Origin of the sequence: Brachybacterium sp. JB7 (assembly GCF_003335205.1) — a bacterium.
Taxonomy (GTDB): domain Bacteria; phylum Actinomycetota; class Actinomycetes; order Actinomycetales; family Dermabacteraceae; genus Brachybacterium; species Brachybacterium alimentarium.
In genome coordinates this window covers 378629-397908 of record NZ_QPGN01000003.1, presented here as the reverse complement: position 1 = coordinate 397908, position 19280 = coordinate 378629, and the positions used below count along the sequence as shown (strand labels likewise).

The window sequence follows — 19280 nt, the reverse complement described above, 5'->3', positions numbered from 1 at the left end:
CCGGCCCCGTCGAACCGAAAGAAGGTAGCCATGTCCACCGCGACGACGTCGACGCGGTCGGCCCCGACACGACGCCGACGGAAGGACGATACGAAGCTGGCGCTGCTGTTCATCGCGCCCGCCACGGTCGGCCTCCTGGTGTTCCTCGTGTGGCCGCTGCTGACCGGTCTGTACTACTCCTTCACGGAGTACACGACGCTCACCCCACCGCAGTGGGTGGGGCTGCAGAACTATCAGAAGCTGATCGCGGATCCGATCTTCTGGAACTCGCTCAAGGTCACGGTGCTCTACGTCCTGATCAACATCGGGGTCCAGACGATCGTGGCGCTGCTGATCGCGGTGCTCATGCAGCGCCTCACGCAGTCCACGATCCTGCGGTCCCTGGTGCTGGCCCCGTATCTGGTCTCCAACGTGGTCGCAGCGATCGTGTTCCTGTGGATCCTCGACTCCCAGCTGGGCGTCTTCAACATCTTCCTGCAGTGGATCGGCTTCGACCCGATCTCGTTCTGGTCCAGCGAGACCTGGGTGATCCCCACCGTCGCGCTGGTCAACGTGTGGCGCCACATGGGCTACACCGCGCTGCTGCTGTTCGCGGGCCTGCAGTCCATCCCCGCCTTCCTCTACGAGGCCGCGCGCACCGAGGGCGCCGGAGAGCTCACGCTGTTCCGTCGGATCACGCTGCCGCTGCTGCGTCCGATCCTGGCGCTGGTGCTGATCATGACGATCATCGGCTCGTTCCAGGTGTTCGACACGATCTCGGTGACGACCCAGGGCGGCCCGGCCGACGCCTCGAAGGTGCTGCAGATGTACATCTACGAGAACGCCTTCGGCCAGTACCAGTTCGGCTACGCCTCTGCGCTGTCCGTCGCACTGCTGGTGATCCTCATGGTGATCACCTTCGCGCAGTACTGGATGACCAACGCCGGCAAGTCGGACCTGGACTGACGGGAGAGAGCACATGACCACGACAACGCTTCCCGTCACCGACGGGTCACCGCGCTCCGGGGATCAGGATCGCCCCGTCGCAGTGAAGCCGAGGAACGGCATCCCTTGGGGCAAGATCGCCGCCTGGACCGTGATGGTGATCTTCCTGCTGATCACCCTGTTCCCCTTCTACTGGATGCTGCGCACCGCACTCTCCAGCAACAACGCCCTGGCCACCGATCCGGGCAGCCTGCTGCCGGTGGGGCTGAACTCCGGAGGCTTCGAGCGGGTCTTCGGCCTGCAGGACGTCGAGACGGCGATCTCCCAGGGCGGAAGCGGCGCCTCGATCAACTTCTGGCGCTACCTGCTGAACTCGGTGGTCGTCGCGACCGCCATCACCGTCGTGCAGACCTTCTCCTGCGCGATGGCCGCCTACGCGTTCTCCCGTCTGCGCTGGCGTGGCCGCGAGACGGTGTTCCTGATCTTCCTGGGCTCGCTGATGATCCCGCAGATCTTCACCCTGCTGCCCAACTTCATCCTCATCAAGAACCTCGGCCTGGTCGACACCCTGCTGGGGATCATGCTGCCCACGCTGTTCATCTCGAGCTTCGCGATCTTCTTCCTGAGACAGTTCTTCAACAACGTCTCCCGCGAGGTCGAGGAGGCCGCTCTGATCGACGGGGCGAGCAAGGCGCGCGTGTTCTTCGTGCTGATCCTGCCGATGTCCAGCGCACCGCTCGCCACCCTCGCGCTGCTGACGTACATGACGGCGTGGAACGAGTACTTCTGGTCGCTGATGGTGTCCTACACCGATCAGTCCCGGGTGCTCACCGTGGCGCTGGGCGTCTTCCGCGCCCAGGCTCCGGGCACCGGACCCGACTGGTCGGGCCTGATGGCGGCGACCCTGGTCGCGGCCGCTCCCATGCTGATCCTCTTCGCCCTGTTCGCGAAGAAGATCGTCAACTCCATCGGCTTCAGCGGGATCAAGTGAGGTGCCCCAGATGAACTCCCCGATCCATCGAGCACGCGCTGCTCGCGCCACCACTCCTCCGTCCTCCGCACTGACCCGACGCCGGCTGCTGCAGGGATCGGCCGCCCTCGCGGCCGGTGCCGTCGGCGCCGGAGCACTGTCCTCGTGCGGCAGCGCCTCCGGGCCGGCCGGCTCCACCGAGATCGACTACTGGCTGTGGGACGCGAATCAGCTTCCCGCCTACTCCGCGGCGATCGACCGCTTCATGGAGGAGAACCCCGATGTTTTCGTCCGCGTCACCCAGCTGGGCTGGGACGACTACTGGACAAAGCTCACGGCGAGCTTCGTCGCCGAGGCGGGCCCCGACGCCTTCGCCGATCACCTCGCCCGCTACCCGGAGTTCCTCAAGCTCGGGGTGATCGCCCCGCTCGACGGCCTGGCCCCGCTCGACGCCCTGCCGGCGGAGCACTTCCAGGACGGTCTCCAGGAGCTGTGGACCGGACAGGACGGCAAGCGGTACGGGCTGCCCAAGGACTACGACACGATCGCCGTCATGTACGACAAGAAGTTGCTCGAGGAGGAGGGGCTGGCCCCCGAGGATCTCGAGGGCCTGGACTGGAATCCCGAGGACGGCGGCAGCTTCGAGAAGATGCTCGCCCGCCTGGCGCTGGACGAGAACGGTGTGCGCGGTGACGAGGAGGGCTTCGACCCCGAGAACGTGGCCCGCTACGGGATGGCGGCAGACGCCGCGGTCGACTACACGGGCCAGTCCAGCTGGTCCGCCTTCGCCCTGTCCACCGGCTGGACGTTCACGGATGCGGACACCTGGGGAACCCGATTCAACTACGACGACGAGCGCTTCGCCGCGACCATGGACTGGTACTTCGGTCTCGTGGACAAGGGCCTGTTCCCACCCTTCGGCGTCTTCGGCGATTCCAGCCCGGCCCAGACCCAGCTGCAGTCGGGCAAAGCCGCGCTCGCCCTGGCGGGGTCGTGGATGATCACCACGTTCAACAACATGGAGGGCATGGAGCTGGGCATCGCCCCGCTCCCCTCCGGTCCGATCGGCACGCCCGTCTCGATGTTCAACGGACTCGGGGACTCGATCTCCTCACAGTCGGACAAGAAGGAGGAGGCGGCCCGCCTGATCGCGTTCCTGGGGTCCGACGACGCGCAGCAGATCATCGGCGAGCGCGCCCCGTTCTTCCCCTCGACCGATGCCGGCACCGAGGCGGCGATCGAGTCGTATGCCGCGGAGGGCCTGGACGTCACTCCGTTCACCGACCGGGTGAAGAACGGTGAGACGGGGCTGTATCCGCTCGTGGAGAATTCGGCCACGATCATGACGACCATGCAGTCGGCCTTCGACCAGTGCTGGATGCGCCGGATCGACGGGGCCGATTTCGCCTCATACAACGACCGGGTAAACGACCTGTTCGAGTGAGCCTCGGCGCTCAGCGCGCACCTCCGGCTGACGGCCGACTCCTGCGACCTGGAGCCGGCCGTCAGCCCGTTCCAGCCATCAGGCCGTTCGAGCCGTCAGCCCGTTCGAGGATGCACCGGGAACTGCACGGTGCCTGCGGCGCTGGCCGTCAGGTCGTGCGCGGGGCGACGCCCACGAACTCCTGGATGGCGATGACGGCGGCGCCGCGTGCCCATTCGTCGAAGTCCCCGCTGAGGGTGCGCACCACGAGGTCGCGCTGGCCGCGGGCCGTGGTCTCCCGCAGGGTCTGCTCGAAGACGGGCCGGGCGGCCTTCAGCAGGTCGACGTTCTCGCCACCGAGCACGATCGCCTCGGGGTCCACGACCGCCACCAGGCCAGCCGCGGCGAGCGCGACCATGCGCGCGAGGTCCTGCGCGACCTCCAGCGCCGCCGGCTCCTGCTCGCGCACGAGCGCCCGCAGCTCCTCGATGCCCTGATCGGGCTCGAGCACGCCCTGCTCCTGCGCCCGGGCCACGACTGCGTCGGTGCTGGCCACATCCCGGATGGCGAGCGGACTGCCCTGCGGGTCCTGGCCGACCACGACCCGGCCGGTCAGGCCCGCCATATGATTCCGTCCCTCGAGCACGCGCCCGTCGATCACGGTGCCGATGCCCACGCCGGCGCCGACGGTGAGCACGGCGAAGGAGTCGTAGGACCGCCCGATGCCGAACCAGTGCAGGCCGTTCACCATCGCGACCAGATCGTTCTCGACCACCACGGGCAGACCCACCCGCGCTTCGAGGAGGGCCGCGAGCTCGACCGGCTGCTGCCATCCCAGCAGGTGGGCGTTGACCACGGTGCGTCGGCGCGCGACGAGTCCGCCCAGGCTCACTCCGATGCCGGCCAGGCGCGGATGCGCCTCGATGATGGCTTCGACGGGCGCGAGCATGGCTTCCAGCAGCTCGTCCACCGTGGTGCCCGTCAGGGGCAGCACGAGCTCCTCGAGGGTGTTGCCGCGCACGGTGGTCACGACGGTGTGCACCTCGTCGGCCGTGACCTTGACGCCGATGAACAGGGGCCCGCGGTTCTCGACGATGTCGAGGGGTTCGTGAGGGCGGCCCTTGGGGCGCACCACCGCGGTGAGCGGGTGCAGCCGGTCCGCCTCGAGCAGGTCACGGGTCACGCGGGTGACCGTGGGGGCCGAGAGCCCCAGACGCTTGGTGAGCTCGCTGCGCGAACGGGGGCCGAAGCGCAGCAGATCCCGGTACACGGACCTCATGCTGTCGCTGCCCAGATCCGCGACGGCGCTCACCCCTGTGCTCTCCTGCTCATCGCTCCCGGACATGCGGAGAGCCTATCGTCCCAGGTGCTGCGGCCGACGCCTGTCCGCTACATGCCCCGGTCCCGGGGCGAGCAGCTGCTCGAACTCCGGTCGTCCCCGACGTGGCCGGGCCAGTCCGATAGTGTCGAGGTCACCCACCCGCCACTACCCCCATCGGATATGCCGAGCCTTCACGCGTCACCGTCACTGTCGACATCCGCCGTCACCTCTCCCCGCTCCTGGTGGCGACGCCACCTCGGAGCGGAGCTCGATCCCGACGCCACGTGGCGTCCCGGGGTGAGCCGGGAGCCCGCGCATCCCGGGGTGCGCGGCACGATCCACCAGCTGCAGCTCCGGAACGATGGCATCGACCTCGTCGCCGAGCTCTACCGGCCGCTGTCCGTGCCCTCGACCGGCGTCGTGGTGGTGGTCCCCTGCTACGACACGCCGCCCTTGTTCGCCGAGCCCACGGCCCGCACCGAGCTCGCCGATCTCGATCCCTCGGCGGCGGCCCTGGGGCTGCAGCTCGCCGCCGTCGGCCACAGCGTCCTCGCCGTGCCCTGGCGATTCGAGCAGATCGCCGCACATGATCCGGTGCTGGCCGAGGAGTCCGGCGCCGCCGAGCGCTACGGCCCCCTCGCCGCGCGTCACCAGCGCGAGCAGGGAGGAAGCCCCATCGGCCGCAGCGTCGCGGACCTCATGCTCGCCGTGACCGCCCTGCAGGAATCCGGGCTCGCGGACGGCTCACGACTGGCGACCTTCGGGGACCGTCTGGGCGGTGGTCTCGCGCTGCGCCTGGCGGCGCTCGACGAGCGGATCGAGGTCGCGGCCGTCCACGAGCCACGGCTCGATGCCGCCGACGTCGCGGAGCCGGACCAGAGCTCCCACCCGGGCCACGTCCCGTTTCCGGGCCAGGGACCGGAGCACGAGGAGCGCCAGGAGGCGGACGACCTGCTCTCCCTCATCGCGCCACGCCCGCTCCTGCTCGCCGGGAGCACCCACGGCGGCGCCCGCCAGGGCTTGGAGCCGATCCGTCGGGCCCGACGGCACTGGCCGGATCAGGAGGGCCCGGACCTGCTGCGGCACGAGAACGAGCACGCACTGCCGCATCATGTGATGGCCGGCATCCGGGAGTGGCTGCGCGACCGCACCTGCTGAGGAACCCCGTCCGGTGAGACAGCACCCGGTGGCGCCGGGCACCGAGATCCGGTGGAGTCGACCCGCCCCGGTCTGCCATGCTCGGTGCAGACCTGCCCGACGCCGCCCGGAGCGCTTCCGCGGCGCGGGCGAACACCCACGACGCACAGGGAGCCCCATGAGCGAGACCGCGGCGGATACCGCGACGGACGAGCAGTCGATCTACACGGCCTACGAGATCGACTTCATGCTCTCCCTGCGACCCACCGAGAGCGCTCAGCTCTCCCGCGAGCAGGTGGGACTGCACAGCGCCCCCGAGGAGGCCCGCGAGTTCGTGACGGCGGCCGTCACCTCGGGGCTGCGCGCCCGCGGGAAGGTGGATCGCTCGAGCGACGGCCAGTGGCTGCTGGGCGAGGAGGGCCAGGTGGTGGCAGGGATCCTCACCTCGGCCGATCGCTGGCTGGGCCTTGCGCTGTCCGAGGGCGACGCCATGCGGATGGCGTTCGTGGTCAAGGCCGGGCAGGCCGTCCTCCTGCTCACCCAGGACGAGATGGACTCCTTCCTCATCACCTCCCTGCCGGATCCTCAGCACGTGCCGTCGGCGGTCGCGGACATCGTCACCGCCTTCCTCGACGACGGTCGCGAGCGCACCGCCTCCCTGCGCCGCGTGGACCTCTCCGCCCCGGAGGACGAAGTCCCGCTGATGATCCACGTCGAGCAGGACGGCACCTGGCGATCCGGCCACCTGCCGCTGGACTCCGACGGCATCCTCACCGTCTCCGGCACCGAGCGCGGCGAGCTCACCGAGACCGTGCGCCTGCTGTGGGAGGACGGCACGAGCAGAGACCCGGGTACCGCTGCCTGAGCGGCATGGTCTGCTCGCCGTGGCCCGACCGGCGCACTCCGGTCCCTGCGGCAGGCCCAGCGGCCCCGCCCCTGATCGCGTACCTCCGCTCAGGGGCGGGGCCGCTGCTGTCGGCGCAGCTCTCGTCGCAGCGTACGGAGGTCGTGCCCGGAGCGTCGGCCGTACGTCCAGACAGGGCGGTCGAAGACCGGCATGACGACCTGGGTGCCATCCGTCAGCCGCAGCGTCGCCGTCAGCCAGTGCACCGGATGGACCACCTGGGTCCGCACCGCACTGATCTCGTGCCATGCCACGTCGCGGCTGCTCAGGGCGCCGACCACGCGCAGGCCGTGCTCGGAGATCTCCACGCGGGCACGCGCCGTCGCCAGCGCCACGATCGCGAAGCGCACGCTGAGCAGGAGTGTCAGAGCGGTGGTGACCCCCAGGGGGAGCATCACCAGGAGCAGCCCCATGCCCGGGGCGCGCCCCGCGTCGACCGTGAGGGCGAGCAGCACGAGCGCGACAGCCATCACGAGCGCGCCGGCACCACCGGCCGCCGCGACCAGGGTCCGCATCAGGGTGTCCCGCAGCGCGTCGGCCGGGAGCAGGACACGAGGCCGGCGCAGGCTCTCCACCGGGCGCACGGCGGCATGACCCGCCGGCGATGGCGCTGCGGGCGGTCCCAGGTTCTCGATCATCCGCTCGACCGTCGCGCTGCTGCGCCGGAAATCGGGCAGGACAGGCAGGACAGGATGTCCCTCCGGTCCCGGGCCGAGATCCCGCGGAATCGTCATGTTCGCAGGCTAATGACGCTCTCCCCGCCCGGCGATGGGCCGAACTCCCCATCGCGCAGTGGCCCCGGTCGCGCAGGTCTCCATCGCGCAGGTCTCCATCGCGCAGTGGCCCTCGGTCGCGGGGCCCGCGCCGCCTGAAGGGGATTCCCATGGTCGGGTGAGAAGTTCCTGGCCAGACGACAAGGTCATGGCCGGGCGAGAAGCCGTGGCCCCGGCGGGTGATGAGCCGTTGCACAGCTTCGCCCTCGTACGATGCGCGCCCTCGGCCGTGGTGCGTACAGTGCGGAACATGGCCTCCTCCGGTTCTTCCAGCCCTCGATTCCGTCGCCCGGCACCCCTGTTCGACTCGGTCGCCGAGGCCATCCCCGGAGAGCCGGACCCCTCCACCTCGACGGACCTGGCCCACGATTCGGCGCAGGCCCTGCTGCACGGGGTGTTCCACAGCTCCGACCCCGAGGTCGTCGAGCGTGTGCTGCGCCTGGCCGCCCAGGACGGTCTGTCCGATCTGGCCGCGCTGTGGTCCAGCTCCCCGGCGAGCACCCTGCCCGGCGCCCTGTGGCGCCTCTACGTGCTGCACACCTGGGTGCAGCACAGCGGGGACGACGTGGTGCGTCGTTACCGTGCCGGGTCCCGGACGGTGCCGGGACTGCGCTACCTCTCGGGCTTCTCCGAGCCGCCGGACGTGATGCACGTCCAGCGCACCATGGACGACATCCTGCGCGGAGCGTTCGTCGGCGACCTCGGCCTCGCCCTCACGCGTGCCGGCGCGGTCGCGACCATCCTGGCCCACGGCACCGCTCAGCTGGCGGATTCCGATCGCGACCCCGACCGCACCCTGCAGGCGGAACGGCTGCTCAGCACGGGCGAGGAGCTCGCCATGGCCGGCCGGCACGCGGAGGCCGGTCGCCTGGATTGAGCGGCCTCCGCCGGCGGTGCGTCCCGGTGAGGCTCGCGTCCCTGTGCGGCCGCCCGCCGCTGCCCGCCCGCCGCACGGCTCGCGCCACCCGCAGACGTGGCACACGCCATTCCTCCCCGGGGCCCGGCTGGATGCATGCCGCCGCCGTGTCCTACGATGTACGGGCGTCGGGCCGCGGTTGCCCCGGGCTCCAACATCTGCCGCTTCGAGCGGCCTTCGCGCCGACAGGCGCATCCCGGTCCGACGCACCAACTTCAGGAGCATGTCGCCCCTCCTCACCCGAGGGTGCGGACTGCGGGGACAGCGCCACCGGGGCGCGAGGAGGCGGCCACAGGTGGTGCAGCTCTTCGCTCGTCGGAGCGAACGCTCGATGAACGATCTGTTCGGCGAGCTCGCCGAACTTCTCGTCCAAGGCGCAGACACCCACTCCCGCCTGCTCGGCCATGGCTATCGCGAGCGCACTCGCACGGCTCCCGCGCTGCACGATCAGTCCACCCGCGCCGAGGAGCTGTGCCATCGCATCGCCCAGCGGCTCGCGCAGTCGCTCATCACGCCGTACGAGGCGGAGATGCTCTACGACCTGGCGCTGACCATCGCGGACACCGTGGACTCCATGGAGCACACGGCCGAGCTGCTGGTGCTCTCCCGCGTCGGGGCCGTGCCCGAGCCGCTGCTCGAAGCCGCTCAGGGCATCGAGCGCGCCGCGGAGCTCACGGTGGTCGCCACCTGGACGCTGACCCGCGTGCGGGACATGGGCGACTACTACCCCCAGATGCGCAAGCTGCGCCGCCAGGGCGACCGGCTGGTCCGCCAAGCGCTCGGCGAGCTCTACTCCCGCGGCGGCGCCACCTCCGAGCTGCTGCCCCTGCACGACATCGCCGAGTCGATCCGCCGCACCGTCGAGCTGCAGGAGCGCACCGCCCGTCTCGCCGATCTGCTGCGGGTCAAGGACGCCTGAGTGACCCCGGCCCTGCTCGTCCTGGTGGTCGTGCTCGCGCTGGTCATGGCCTTCTACAACGGGTTCCACGACGCCTCCAACGCCGTCTCCACGGCCATCACCACCCGTTCGCTGCGTGAATCCACGGCGCTCGTGATGGCCTCCCTGCTCAACCTGCTGGGCGCACTGCTGTGCATGATGCTGCTGTCGGTGACGGCGAGCTGGGCGGTCGAGCTGCTGGGCCTTCGTCGGCTCACCGAGTCCACGGCCGGCGCCCCGGACGTGCTCGGTGCGGGCCTGGTCGCGATCCTGCTCGCAACCCTGACCTGGGAGGTTCTGACCTGGGCGTTCGGCATGCCGTCGTCCACCTGGCACGCCTTCTACGGAGGCGCCGTGGGAGCCTCGCTCGCGATCGGCGCGGCCGCTGCCTGGGATCGCCTGGTCACGATGCTGGTGGTCTCGGTGGTGGGGCCGCTGCTCGCTGCGGGCCTGTCCTATCTGCTGATGCGAGGGCTGCTCGCCCTGGCCCGCGACGAACGGGTGCGGGTGGGCCATCTGCGCTTCGCCCAGACGGTCTCCGCCGGGGCGGTCGCCACCGGTCACGGGCTCAGCGATGCGCGCCTGCCGCTCGCGGTGATCGTGGTGGCGCTGTCCGTCTCCGGGACCTCCGGCGGGGCGTCGCTGGCGATGATGAGCGCGGTCGCGGTCGCCCTCGCGGCCGGCACCCTGCTGGGCGGGCGCCGCATCATCCGCACCATCGGCCGCCGTCTCACCGACCTCAACGTCGCCCAGGGCCTGGCCGCGGAGTCCTCGGCGGTGATCGCCATGTCAGTGGCGATCTTCGGCCACGACTCCCCCGTCTCCTCCTCCCACGGGCTCGCCGCAAGCGTCGTGGGGGCCGGCGTCGCCCGCGGGCCGCGACACGTGCACTGGAACGTGGCACGCACGATGGTGCTGGTCTGGGTCGCGACGCCGATCGTCACGGCGGTGCTGGGCGCCGCGGTCGCCGGGGTCCTGCTGGAGCTCCGCCTGGGCTGATAGTCCGAGCCGAACGTTCCTGCCTGATCGCCGCCTGATCGCCGCCGCCCGGGGATCTCGGAGACTCGACGGCTATCCTGTGCGCGCCCCACCTCGAAGGAGTACTGATGGCCGACGGCGAGTCCACCACGCCCGCCCCGCGCAGACGACCGACGTACGGACGCCCCGCACCGACGACCCCCGGTCCGACCGACGGGGCCCCTGGTGCGGCCGACGGCTCCTACGGTGCCGGTGGCGGCGCCTACGGTGCGGCCGACGGAGCATCCGGGAACAGCGCACCCCAGTGGGGCTCCTCCTTCGGATCCGCGGCACCGGGCTCGGACCGGTCCCCGTCCGCAGACGGCTCCGTGCTGGCCTCGGGCCCACTGCCCGCGCAGCCGCCGAACTCGGCCCCGCCGCGCAAGCGCCGCGGGCTGCTGCCGCTGCTGATCGGTCTCGCACTGCTGGTGCTCATCGCGCCGATCACTGCCATCGGCGGGCTCGTGTGGGGCTTCAGCTCGCTGGGAGGCGATGCGTCGGACGGCCCCACCGTGATCGAGGGCTCCACCGGCGAGCTCGAGATGAGCGCGAACCAGATGCTGATCCTCTACGTCCCCGCGGAGGACGCCGACGCGACGACCTGCACCGCGGAGGGCACCTCGGCGAACGCGGTCACCACGGTGCCCACCTCGGGCGAGGTGACCTTCGGCGACGGCGTGGCGTACTCCCAGACCATGGGCGTCGCCGCTCTCGAGGACACCACCGTGACGATCACGTGCGAGGGCACGGACGCGCCTGCCTACCTCGGCCCGTACAACCTGCTCTCGGTCGCCGCGCCGATGCTCATCGGTCCGATCATCGGCATCGTCGCCGGGCTCATCGGCCTGGTCCTCACGATCGTCGGCATCATCCTGCTGGCTCGAAGCCGCCAGGCCTGATCCGGTCCCGGCGCTCTCGTCAGGCCTTGGCCTCGGACTGCACCTCGTCTCTCGCTTCGTGGGGCGCGACGTCGCCCGGGACGTGTCGCGGCGGCTGGAGTATCCGCCCCCGCAGTGAGATGGCCCCGGCCAGTCCGCCTCTCGGGGCGCAGTCCCGTGCGTCTCAGGGATCGACCCCGTCCTCCGTGGCGGGCGGCCCTCTGACCTAGAGTGGCGCCATCAACCCCACCCGAGGACGGAGTGATGAACATGCACCCCCGTGCTGGCCAACTGGCCCTTCCGGAGGACCTCGTCGATGTCGACGCTCTCCTCGATGCGTACTACGACCTCCACCCTGATGCGTCCGATCCCGATCAGGCGGTCTCCTTCGGCACCTCCGGCCACCGCGGCTCCTCGCTGGACACCAAGTTCAACGAGGATCACATCGCGGCGACCACACAGGCGATCGTCGAGTACCGCGCCTCCCAGGGCATCCGCGGGCCGCTGTTCATCGGCCGCGACACCCACGCCCTGTCCCGCCCCGCCTTCGACACCGCGCTCGAGGTGCTCGCCGGCAACGACGTCTCGGCGCAGGTCGACTCGATGGACGGCTACACGCCCACCCCGGCCGTCTCCCACGCGATCCTGGTCCACAACCGCGGCCGGTCGGCGGACGATCCCGGCCGAGCAGACGGCATCGTCGTCACCCCCAGCCACAACCCGCCGCGTGACGGCGGCTTCAAATACAACCCGCCGCACGGCGGCCCCGCCGATTCCGATGCCACCACGTGGATCGCGGATCGCGCGAACCAGCTGCTCGCGGCCGGACTGAACGGCGTGCGCCGCCACGGACGCCAGAAAGCGCTGCAGGACGCCGGCCGCTACGACTACCTCCACACCTATGTGCAGGACCTGACGAGCGTCGTGGACCTCGAGGCGATCCGTCGGGCGGGCGTGCGCATCGGCGCCGATCCCCTGGGCGGCGCGGCCGTGGACTACTGGGCCGAGATCGGCGAGATGCACGACCTGGACCTCACCGTCGTCAATCCCGAGGTCGACCCGCAGTGGTCGTTCATGACCCTGGATCGCGACGGCAAGATCCGCATGGACTGCTCCAGCCCGTGGGCGATGGCCTCGCTGCTGGAGAAGCGCCACGAGTTCGACATCGCCACCGGCAACGATGCGGATTCCGACCGCCACGGCATCGTCACCCCCGATGGCGGGCTGATGAACCCCAACCATTACCTGGCCACGGCGATCCAGTACCTGTTCGCCCACCGACCGAACTGGCCGGCCGGGGCGAAGGTCGGCAAGACCGTGGTCTCCTCGAGCCTCATCGACCGGGTCGTCGGCTCCCTGGGCCGCGAGCTGTACGAAGTCCCCGTGGGCTTCAAGTGGTTCGTGCCGGGCCTGATCGACTCCTCCGTCGGCTTCGGCGGCGAGGAGAGCGCAGGGGCCTCGTTCCTGCGTCAGGACGGCTCGGTGTGGACGACGGACAAGGACGGCATCATCCTCGCGCTGCTGGCCTCGGAGATGCTCGCGGTGACGGGCCGCTCCCCCAGCGCCCTGCACGAGGAGCTGGTGGAGGAGTTCGGATCGAGCGCCTACGCCCGCATCGACGCCCCCGCCGATCGCGAGCAGAAGGCGAAGCTCAAGGCGCTCAGCCCCGATCAGGTCATCGCGACGGAGCTCGCCGGCGAGCCGATCGTCTCGGCGATCACCGAGGCGCCTTCCGGCGGCGCGATCGGCGGCCTGAAGGTCTCGACCGAGTCGGCCTGGTTCGCCGCCCGCCCGTCCGGCACGGAGGACGTCTACAAGATCTATGCGGAGTCCTTCCGCGGCGAGGACCACCTCGACGAGGTCCAGACGGCAGCGAAGGCTCTCGTGGACGACGCCCTGGCGGAGTGATCTCTCGGCGGGGAGCAGCGCGCTGCTCCCCGCCTCTGGCTCTTCTTCCGCCCCGGCGCACCGGTCACGGATCGCCGTCCCTGGATGGCTGCGGCGCACCACTGACGGTCCCCGTCAGCCCGACTCTTCTCGGGCCTGCTCCTCCGGATCGGCGCTCCGCTCCTCCGGATCAGCAGACTCCACCCGCACCCCGCATTGTGACGTGCGTCATCTTGCAACCCTTTGGGGGTCACAGGGCAAAGCGTCCCGACCGACACGCCGAGGTCGGCCTGCCCCAATGCGCAACGCGCGACACCGCCACGCCGCTGCCAACACGCCCTTCTAGTTACCTGCCCGTCACCAGTCGATTCACTCATCCTCCACATCGCTCGAGCGGCGATCGCGCACGCTGGCGCGTAGGAGGGAATGCCCCAAAGACGCAGGTGGCTGGTCAAGAGTTCACCAAGTCACGGTCAATATTGCGCATGTCACGCCATGGTGGCGCCGTCCACACCCCCTTGCGTCGGGCCCCGCAGAGGCCGGAGCATGGAAGGTGGAAGTAAAGGGTCGGTAGGGTAATGTGCTCGGCCGGACCCATCGGAGATGACGCCGACTACAGCTTGCGAGCTCGCGACAAGGAGAGGGGGGACCGCGCCTATGCGCCTACGTTCACGCATGTTCGCCTGCTCCGCAGCCCTCACCATCGCGCTCCCCACAGCCGCTCTGCCCGCACTCGCAGAGACCGTCGAATGCCCTACTCAGCCGACTGAGACGGAGACAGCGACAGAGCCAGAGCCAGAGCCAGAGCAGCCGTCTACACCCTCGAACGAGACTTCCGAAACCTCCACTGACGACTCCTCGGCGCCTGAGAAAGAACCACCGGAACATGGAGGCGGAACGGGCGACAATCAGAGTGCGGAAGAGGACCCGGACCCGAACGAAAAGGATCCGGACGCCGGCTTGGACGAAGATGACCCGGACACGGGCAACGACCCGGACGCTGATGACGAGACCAACGGTGATGCCGGCGCCAGCGAGGACGTAAATCTCAACGAAGAGGAGCCTGGTAGCTCTGCCGACGTGAGCATCGCGACCGCACCACACAAGACAGTGCCCGTCGGAGGCTCCACGACGGCGGCGATCAGCAACGCGGGAAACACAGTGCAGCGTCTGGCCTCTGCCCCGGTTACGACCAAAACTGAGACTCCATCGCCAACGAAATGCCCTACGGATAAGCCGTCGAAGGATCCGACGGACGAACCAACTGCGCCTACTCCCACCACGGACGACGAGGACGACGCCACGTCTCCGCCGTCCTCGGACAACTCAGAATCGACGTCCCCTGCTGGGGATCCGACCCCCACGAAGGATCCGACCACGACGGAGGAACCCTCCGAGGTCGCACCGTCTGCTGAGGCCGAGCCCACGAAGAGTCCCACGTCCGAGGCACCCGCCACGCAGACTGAGCAGCGTCAGGCCCCCGCGACGACCGAGCAGAAGACCGAAGCCGCCGCCCCGGCGACGACGGACAACGACCCGACGGATCCCCCGCGCGAGCCGGAAGCCGCCGAGCCCAGCGAGTCCGCCGAGACGACGGAGTCGACCGAGGCGCCCGCAGCTGCCCCCGAGACGACGACGTCGGAGCCCGCGCCGACCGCGGAGCCCGAGCCCGCCGTCCCGGTCGCCACGCAGCAGGAGGGCGGCCCGATCGTCCAGCTGCTCAATGCGGTCTCGTCGCCGGATTCCAACTCGGCCTTCGGCCGGATGAAGCAGGTCCTCGTGGTCGCGCTCGGGATCGGCTTCCTCACCACCGCCGGGTTCGCGGGTGCCACCTGGTACAGCCGCCACGCCACCGGACAGGGATCGTCGAAGACCCCCGGCAAGTGACCTGACCGCACCTCCGCGTGCGCACGGCGCGTATCCCCGTGCGAGCCCCTACCGGGCCCCTCATGGGTCTCATGCGTGGCCTCATGTGTTATGCGTGGGCCTCATGCGTACTGAAGAACGGTCGGCGGGTCAGCGCCCGCCCAGCAGCATCGCGTCAGCGACCGCGACGCTGGTCGAGCGATTCCTGCACGTGCGCGAGGATCGCCGGCAGGCTCCGCTGCATCTGCACGATCGTCCGGTCGAAGGCTCCCTGCCCCTCGTACCAGGGGTCGTCCACGGCGATCTCCGTCTCCAGCGCGCTCGCCGCGATCTCGGGGTCGAAGCGTCGCCACAGCGCGATCTCCGGCCCGCTGTCGCCGTCGGGCGCCTGCTCGGCCATCCGCCGCAGCCGCTGGACGTGCTCGGCCGTCATCCCCAGCACGAGGTCCCACGCCAGCAGCTCAGTGAGGTGGATCGTGCGCGCGGTGTGCTCGAAGGGCCGCTCGTATCCGGCGCGCACGAGGGCCAGCTCGGTGCGGTCGTCCATCGGCATTCCCTCGGCCTCCCAGCTGGTGCCGGCGGAGCCCACCTCCACGTCGCCGGAGAGGCCCGCATCGATCATCTCCTGACGCAGCATCACCGCCGCTGCGGGTGAACGGCAGACATTGCCGGTGCAGACGGTGAGTACGCGGAGGGAGGACATGGGGCCCATTGTGTCAACGATGGGCATGTGGTGAGCGCCGAATCGCCATGCGCCCTACAATGCTGTGGAAAGCGTGTCCGGTGCCAGAGCCCGGTCACGCACATTCGCCAGGGCGTGTTCGCTACGGCCTCAGCGCCGGTGGCCACGCAACGACGGCTCAGGAGGACAGCAATGGCCGAAATCATCCGCGCCCACGACGACGACTGGTCGCTCGTGCGCGAGATCCGTCTCCGGTCTCTCAGCACCGACCCTTCGGCCTTCGGGCAGAGCTGGGAGACGGAGTCCACGTACGAGGACAAGGTCTGGAAGAAGCGCGTCCGAGAGGCCGCATGGTTCCTCGCGGTCGATGACGGTCAGCCGGTCGCGGTCGTCGCGGTGCGCCACGAGGGCGACTCCCCCGCCAACGAGCGCGAGCTCCAGGCGATGTGGGTCCTGCCCTCGGCGCGCAAGAGCGGCATCGCGGTGAAGCTCGCCGAGGCCGTCTTCGACTGGGCTCGCGAGGACGGGGCGGATACCGTCACGCTCTACGTCGGCCCCAAGAACGAGGTCGCGAGCTCCCTGTACGAGTCCCTCGGGTTCGCGGACACCGGGGACCGCTGGGAGGTCGTCGAGGACGATCCCGACGGTGCCTGGCTGAAGATGGCGCGAGGCCTCTGAGAGTCGGTGTTCTCCACCCGTCGAGCCGCCTCCGGTTCCCGCCCGTTCCTCTCCGTGACGACCACGGAGCAGGACGGGCCGGACCGGGGGCGTCTGCATTGGGCGGCCCGCTTCGAGGACGTCAAGAACGCGACCGTCGGCAGCGCGCTGCGCAGGCTGCACTGGGATCTGCGCCTGCAGCCCTTCCACGGCTACGGCTCCTCCACCCGGGTGCGCGTGCTCGCCAAAGTCCTCTACGCCGCACCGGGCAGCCCTGCCGACTTCCATGACAAGCCGGTCCACGACATGCGCACGATGGCCGTGCGCGGCTGGCGGAACTTCACCAGCCAGGTGGCGCCCTTCCGCACGGTGCGCATCCTGCTGGGCGGCCGTGAATACAGCGTGCGCGCCGATCGTTCCGGGATCGTCGATGTCGAGCTCGACGTCGACCTCGAGCCCGGCGAGCACGAGGCCGTGCTGTGGACCGTCGCCGGCAACGAGGTGACCGCCGAGATCAGCGTCTTCCCGCCGGAGGCGACCGTCGGCCTGGTCAGCGATATCGACGACACCGTCATGGTGACCCTGCTGCCGCGCCCCCTGCTCGCCTTCTGGAACGCCTTCGTCATGCACCAGTCCTCGCGCCAGGTGGTCCCGGGGATGCCGATGCTCTACCAGCGCCTCGCCCGCGAGCACCCCGGGCTTCCGGTGCTGTACCTGTCCACGGGCGCCTGGAACGTGTTTCCCGTGCTCAAGCGGTTCCTCTACAAGAACGGCTATCCCGACGGGGCGCTGCTGCTGACCGACTGGGGCCCCACGAACACGGGCTTCTTCCGCTCCGGCCGCGAGCACAAGGCGCGGGCCCTGCGCCGGCTCGCGGAGCTGTTCCCGCAGCGGCGCTGGCTCCTCGTCGGGGACGACGGCCAGCACGATCCGTCGATCTATGCCGAGTTCGCCGCCGAGCATCCCGAGCTCGTCGAGGCGATCGCCATCCGGCAGCTCACCGAATCCGAGCAGCTGCTCGCTCATGGCACCCTGCGCCCGCTCCCGAGCCGACGCCGCGGTGCCGACGCCCCGCTGACCGTCACGGCCCCCGACGGGCACGGTCTGCTCGCCGCCCTCCAACGCTCCGAGGTGATCTCATGACCACGCACATCTCCGACGCAGCCGCCTCGTCCACCACGCCGGCCGCAGCGAGCGCGATCACGGTGCGCCCGGCCCGAGAGGCCGACGTCGACGTGATCGTGGACCTGGTCCAGGTCGCCTATCGCGGCGAGGGCGGCTGGACCACCGAGGCGCACCTGGTCAGCGGCTCCCGCACCCATGCTGCGGAGGTGCGCGAGATGCTCGCGGATCCCGCGGTCACCCTGCTCGCCGCCGAGATCGACACGTTCGACGGGCTCGACGGGCTCGACACGCTCGCGGACGCCTCCGGCCCGGACAGCGTCGAAGCCGCGGACGACGCGCCCGCCACGAGCCCCGGGCACGCAGAGCACGCCGGGCGCCCCGGGCACGCCGCAGACAGCCCCGCACCGAGCGGGCCCCGAGTGGTCGGCTGCTGCTACACCCGGCAGGAACCGGCCGACGACGACGGCATCACGCGCGCCGAGCTCGGTCTGTTCGCCGTGCATCCGGGCATCCAGTCCCGCGGGCTCGGCGGCCGTCTCCTGGAGGCCCAGGCGGAGCATCTGCGTGAGGCCGGGATCGAGATCCTGATGATCCGGGTGCTGCAGTCACGGCCGGAGCTGCACGCCTGGTACGAGCGGCACGGCTTCGTGCGCACGGGTGCCAGCGTGCCCTTCGCCGGGAACCCTGACTGGCTCCAGGTGGAGGGTCTCGGAATGGATGTCATGGAGCGCCCGCTGCAGGCAGGCTGACCTGCATCTCCGTTGTCTGCGGAGGGCGCAGGCCCGTAGAATGTGCCGATGAGCACCGACGCCTTCGTTCCCGCCGCCGACCGTTACGCCTCGACGCCCTATCGGCGAGTAGGGCGATCCGGCCTGCGCCTGCCCCCGATCTCGCTGGGCCTCTGGCAGAACTTCGGGGACGATCGCGATCCCCAGACCATGCGCGCGATCGTCCGACGGGCCTTCGATCTGGGCGTGACCCACTTCGACCTGGCCAACAACTACGGCCCGCCCCCGGGCAGCGCGGAGACCCACCTGGGTCGCATCCTCGAGCAGGACTTCCGCCACCACCGCGACGAGCTCGTGATCTCGTCGAAGGCCGGGTACCTCATGTGGCCCGGCCCCTACGGCGACGGCGGCTCGCGCAAGTACCTGCTGAACTCCCTGGACCAGTCGTTGGATCGGCTCGGCCTGGACCATGTCGACATCTTCTACCACCACCGCGAGGACCCCGAGACCCCGCTCGAGGAGACCATGGGGGCGCTGGACCACGCGGTGCGCAGCGGGAAGGCGCTCTATGCCGGCATCTCGAACTACTCCCCGCAGAAGACCCGCGAGGCCGCCGCGATCCTCGCCGACCTCGGCACTCCCCTGCTCATCCATCAGCCCTCGTACTCGATGTTCAACCGCCACATCGAGAACGGCCTGCTCGAAACCGCGACCGACCTGGGCATCGGACTCGCGGTCTTCTCCCCGCTGCAGCAGGGCCTGCTGACGAACAAATACATGTCCGGGGTGCCGCAGGGCTCCCGCGCGAGCGGCACCGGCGGCTCCCTCACCTCGCGCCAGGTCCATGACCACACCTACCAGGCTCGGAGGCACGGCCTGAATGGCATCGCCCACGAGCGCGGCCAGAGCCTCGCCCAGCTCGCTCTGGCCTGGGCGCTCCGTCACCCCACCGTGGCGACCACCCTGGTCGGCGCGTCCTCCGTGCGTCAGCTCGAGCAGAACATCGAGACGATCGAGCACCTCGACTTCGCCGCGGAGGAGCTCGCCCGGCTCGACGAGTTCGCGGTCGACGGCACCGCCCGCTGAGCCGACGGGTTCGCGCCCGGACGACACCCCGCACGAGGAAGGCCCCCGA

At 70.1% G+C, this 19280-nt stretch carries 18 protein-coding genes; 15 read left to right on the top strand and 3 right to left on the bottom strand.

From position 1 onward, the window contains the following. The first annotated feature begins 30 nt into the window (after window positions 1-30). From CIK81_RS06260 to CIK81_RS06250, 3 genes are read left to right on the top strand one after another with little or no spacing between them, the layout of a single operon-like run. Window positions 31-945 carry a carbohydrate ABC transporter permease gene (locus tag CIK81_RS06260; RefSeq protein WP_096163821.1) on the top strand — a complete coding sequence of 305 codons (915 nt, stop codon included), beginning with the start codon at window positions 31-33 and terminating at the stop codon, window positions 943-945. A 13-nt stretch (window positions 946-958) separates the two neighbouring features. Beyond that, window positions 959-1915, top strand: coding sequence for a carbohydrate ABC transporter permease (locus tag CIK81_RS06255; RefSeq protein ID WP_114355530.1), 957 nt, complete (start codon window positions 959-961; stop codon window positions 1913-1915). A gap of 10 nt (window positions 1916-1925) precedes the next feature. Further along, complete coding sequence (locus tag CIK81_RS06250) at window positions 1926-3338, top strand: ABC transporter substrate-binding protein (protein ID WP_114355529.1); 1413 nt, start codon at window positions 1926-1928, stop codon at window positions 3336-3338. 148 nt (window positions 3339-3486) lie between these two features. Here the strand turns inward: CIK81_RS06250 and CIK81_RS06245 are convergent, their stop codons facing one another. After that, entirely contained in the window at window positions 3487-4662 is a 1176-nt protein-coding gene (locus CIK81_RS06245) for an ROK family protein (RefSeq protein ID WP_096163818.1), read from the bottom strand. A 273-nt stretch (window positions 4663-4935) separates the two neighbouring features. Here CIK81_RS06245 and CIK81_RS06240 point away from each other — a divergent pair, with 273 nt between their 5' ends. Both CIK81_RS06240 and CIK81_RS06235 read left to right on the top strand, forming a co-directional pair. After that, window positions 4936-5796 carry a S9 family peptidase gene (locus CIK81_RS06240; RefSeq protein ID WP_096163817.1) on the top strand — a complete coding sequence of 287 codons (861 nt, stop codon included), beginning with the start codon at window positions 4936-4938 and terminating at the stop codon, window positions 5794-5796. Window positions 5797-5953: 157 nt separating this feature from the next. Further along, window positions 5954-6640: a hypothetical protein gene (locus CIK81_RS06235; protein ID WP_096163816.1), complete on the top strand. Its 687-nt coding sequence runs from the start codon at window positions 5954-5956 to the stop codon at window positions 6638-6640. 89 nt (window positions 6641-6729) lie between these two features. Here the strand turns inward: CIK81_RS06235 and CIK81_RS06230 are convergent, their stop codons facing one another. After that, window positions 6730-7413: a PH domain-containing protein gene (locus CIK81_RS06230; RefSeq protein ID WP_096163815.1), complete on the bottom strand. Its 684-nt coding sequence runs from the start codon at window positions 7411-7413 to the stop codon at window positions 6730-6732. 289 nt (window positions 7414-7702) lie between these two features. Here CIK81_RS06230 and CIK81_RS06225 point away from each other — a divergent pair, with 289 nt between their 5' ends. From CIK81_RS06225 to CIK81_RS06200, 6 genes are all read left to right on the top strand, one after another. Next, complete coding sequence (locus CIK81_RS06225) at window positions 7703-8329, top strand: hypothetical protein (protein WP_096163814.1); 627 nt, start codon at window positions 7703-7705, stop codon at window positions 8327-8329. Between the two features lie 334 nt (window positions 8330-8663). Further along, window positions 8664-9287 carry a DUF47 domain-containing protein gene (locus tag CIK81_RS06220; protein WP_158541942.1) on the top strand — a complete coding sequence of 208 codons (624 nt, stop codon included), beginning with the start codon at window positions 8664-8666 and terminating at the stop codon, window positions 9285-9287. Next, on the top strand, window positions 9288-10304 hold the full coding sequence (locus CIK81_RS06215) for an inorganic phosphate transporter (RefSeq protein WP_114305028.1): 1017 nt from the start codon (window positions 9288-9290) through the stop codon (window positions 10302-10304). Between the two features lie 107 nt (window positions 10305-10411). Continuing rightward, complete coding sequence (locus tag CIK81_RS06210) at window positions 10412-11221, top strand: hypothetical protein (RefSeq protein ID WP_096196686.1); 810 nt, start codon at window positions 10412-10414, stop codon at window positions 11219-11221. Window positions 11222-11470: 249 nt separating this feature from the next. Next, on the top strand, window positions 11471-13108 hold the full coding sequence (gene pgm, locus CIK81_RS06205; RefSeq protein ID WP_096164212.1) for a phosphoglucomutase (alpha-D-glucose-1,6-bisphosphate-dependent): 1638 nt from the start codon (window positions 11471-11473) through the stop codon (window positions 13106-13108). A 654-nt stretch (window positions 13109-13762) separates the two neighbouring features. Beyond that, window positions 13763-14974 carry a hypothetical protein gene (locus CIK81_RS06200; protein WP_147272345.1) on the top strand — a complete coding sequence of 404 codons (1212 nt, stop codon included), beginning with the start codon at window positions 13763-13765 and terminating at the stop codon, window positions 14972-14974. Between the two features lie 154 nt (window positions 14975-15128). On the opposite strand, the gene CIK81_RS06195 is transcribed toward CIK81_RS06200, so the two are convergent. Further along, complete coding sequence (locus CIK81_RS06195; protein ID WP_096163808.1) at window positions 15129-15656, bottom strand: protein tyrosine phosphatase; 528 nt, start codon at window positions 15654-15656, stop codon at window positions 15129-15131. Window positions 15657-15827: 171 nt separating this feature from the next. Here CIK81_RS06195 and CIK81_RS06190 point away from each other — a divergent pair, with 171 nt between their 5' ends. From CIK81_RS06190 to CIK81_RS06175, 4 genes are read left to right on the top strand one after another with little or no spacing between them, the layout of a single operon-like run. Then, on the top strand, window positions 15828-16313 hold the full coding sequence (locus CIK81_RS06190; RefSeq protein ID WP_096163807.1) for a GNAT family N-acetyltransferase: 486 nt from the start codon (window positions 15828-15830) through the stop codon (window positions 16311-16313). Window positions 16314-16319: 6 nt separating this feature from the next. Continuing rightward, window positions 16320-17435, top strand: a complete 1116-nt coding sequence (locus CIK81_RS06185) for an App1 family protein (RefSeq protein ID WP_241964026.1) — start codon at window positions 16320-16322, stop codon at window positions 17433-17435. Then, window positions 17432-18166, top strand: coding sequence for an N-acetyltransferase (locus CIK81_RS06180; RefSeq protein ID WP_114355526.1), 735 nt, complete (start codon window positions 17432-17434; stop codon window positions 18164-18166). The genes CIK81_RS06185 and CIK81_RS06180 overlap by 4 nt, the downstream gene beginning before the upstream one ends. 48 nt (window positions 18167-18214) lie before the next feature. Further along, entirely contained in the window at window positions 18215-19231 is a 1017-nt protein-coding gene (locus tag CIK81_RS06175) for an aldo/keto reductase (RefSeq protein ID WP_096163806.1), read from the top strand. Window positions 19232-19280: the final 49 nt, after the last annotated feature.